This is a genomic window from Spirosoma sp., from assembly GCF_048594605.1.
Classification (GTDB): domain Bacteria; phylum Bacteroidota; class Bacteroidia; order Cytophagales; family Spirosomataceae; genus Spirosoma.
The window spans coordinates 1-2,226 of sequence record NZ_JBMDWV010000246.1 but is presented as its reverse complement, the minus strand read 5'-3'; the positions used below and the strand labels follow the sequence as shown (position 1 = coordinate 2,226).

The window sequence follows — 2,226 nt, the reverse complement described above, 5'->3', positions numbered from 1 at the left end:
TACGAGCTCTTAAAGCAGTCTTGGTGTTTAATGGCTCCGAAGCGATTAATCAACCAACTTAACAGTTAGTAGAGAAAGCTGAGCGATCAACTTAACGTAAGCGCACTTATATAATAGATTCAATGGTTTTCTAAGGCTTTGTCAATAGCAGCTACGAGTCGATTATCGAGTATAGCTTCATTTGTTTGGGGATTAAACGATGAACCTGTGTAGATATCCTCAATGATACCCGTTGGGGAAATAATGAAATGATAGGGGTAGCCCTCAATGGTTAAGGCGGAAAAAAGAGTTTGGGCTTGAGGCAAAATGGTGTAAGTGAATCTATGTCTAGCCAGTAGCTTCTGAATTTGGAGAGCTGACTCAGGAGCAGGAGCAATAAAAACTATATTTCTCCCCCTGTACTTGGCCATTAAATCACTTAAAAGGGGCATCTCCTTGATACAGGGTACACAAGTTGTTGACCAGAAGTTAATAACGATTAATTTTCCTTTTAAGGAGCTGTTGCTATATGTGTTACCCTGAATGTCCTTCAGAGAGAAGGTTGGTAGCAGTTTGCCAATCCATTTTGCTTTAAAGAGATCGTTTGGATTGACAGCTAAAACTTCAAAGGTAATCTGGGTTTCATTCTCCTTCTGGATTACATCCATCTGAGCAATGGGCTTACCCGTATTAGCCGTTCGAATGCTGTCGAACTGTTGTTGGCTGTAGCGAATACCTTTTGGATCAATATACACTTTCGGTTTTACCCACTGAGCCCATACTGGTAAATTAATCACAAACAAGCAAACGACCGGTAAGGTATGACGCAGTAAGTTTAGCATAGCCGATTTGAACAAGTTAGGGTTCCTGTCAATGCAATATACACTCTCGTTTCAGAGATTCTTTACATCGTATGCTACTGGTTTACTGTACACAGAAGTGGCATACGTCCTGTTGTATAATTACGATCATGTTAACCTACGAGAATAGTTAAACAAAACTAGAGTTTTGTTTAACAGCTAATTTAGGAGCTTTCTACTGTTTTTTATCAGTTGCTAAGGCCGACCGCTCTAACGTCGCTGGGGCGGCCCGGCTCGGCGTGAAATTGATAGTAATCTATCGCATGCGTTTTTTGATTTATATCCTCCATTCCCTTCGTTATTACTGGTTTTTAAACGCCCATTTTGTGGGATATTTAGCCCCTGTCCATTTCAACTTAAAGTCCGATAGAAGGTCTCAACCGGGTCGCCGGAGCGATTGTTATCTCTTTAATCTACGTAGCAGCCGCGCTGTATCAATGTGATACAGTGAGAGGTTATACATTAAGAACATCTGAACGAGAAAGCTATAATTTTCGCCCGTTTGCAATCAGAGCACCTATAACGTAATGGATTGATTTGTAGCTTGTTGGTAGCTGGACGGCGTAACGCCTTTTATTTTTTTGAAGGCGGCAAAAAACGTTGATTTCGAGTTGAAACCGACTTCGTACCCGATGGCTTCCAGCGTAAAGTTCGGGTTCGTTGTCATCAGTTTACAGGCTTCGGCTATCCTGAATTCATTCACGTAGGTCGTGAAATTCTTGCCCAGATGCTCATTGAGCAGGGCCGAAAGCTGATGGCCGGAAATCTGAATTTCGCGCGATAGCTCGTGAAGTTTGAGGTCTGGGTTTTTATAAGCCGATTTCTCTGTCATCACTTTATTTAGTTTCATCAGCCAAAGTTCCGTATCACTTTCAGTAAACTTCCTGACCGTCGTTTTGTCGGGCAAAAGCAGAAACAGTTCATCGGTTTTTTTGCGATAAAAAAGAAGGGTTACCATCAGGTAAAGGATCAGGGAAAATGTGATGGAACCGCTGATGTAGGAAGCAAAAGGCGCGTTGATAAGCGATGAAAAATAAAAAATAAAGATCACTACGTTGCCCGCAACGATCAGGAAAAGCCAGGATTCGGCGGGCTTCAGGGGCTGAGACCGGGAGAAATACTTTTGGATTATATTTCGAATTGTAAACCCTGACGCAGCGAGAAAAATCGCCCATTGCCCGTAAATGGCCGGGGCAATATATGTGTTCCAGATGACCGGATAAGCCGAGTATGGCAGGCTTACGCCCACCACCAGCGTAGCAGCAGCCAGCAGAACAAGCGTCCACAGCCAGCTTTTGGGCAACGTATCGATTAGTTTTACGGCCGAGCGGACAAAAAAGTATAAAAATGGGCCAATGAAAAAACAGGCAGAAAGACCGATTTGCAG

2 protein-coding genes are annotated in these 2,226 nt (G+C 43.0%); both read right to left on the bottom strand.

The features are described from left to right. Positions 1 to 119 precede the first annotated feature (119 nt). A complete protein-coding gene (locus ACOJS8_RS15325; RefSeq protein WP_420149417.1) occupies positions 120 to 821 on the bottom strand; it encodes a TlpA family protein disulfide reductase in 702 nt (233 codons plus the stop codon). A gap of 535 nt (positions 822 to 1,356) precedes the next feature. Continuing rightward, positions 1,357 to 2,226: helix-turn-helix domain-containing protein (locus ACOJS8_RS15320; protein ID WP_420149416.1), on the bottom strand; the 870-nt coding region annotated here is incomplete at its 5' end.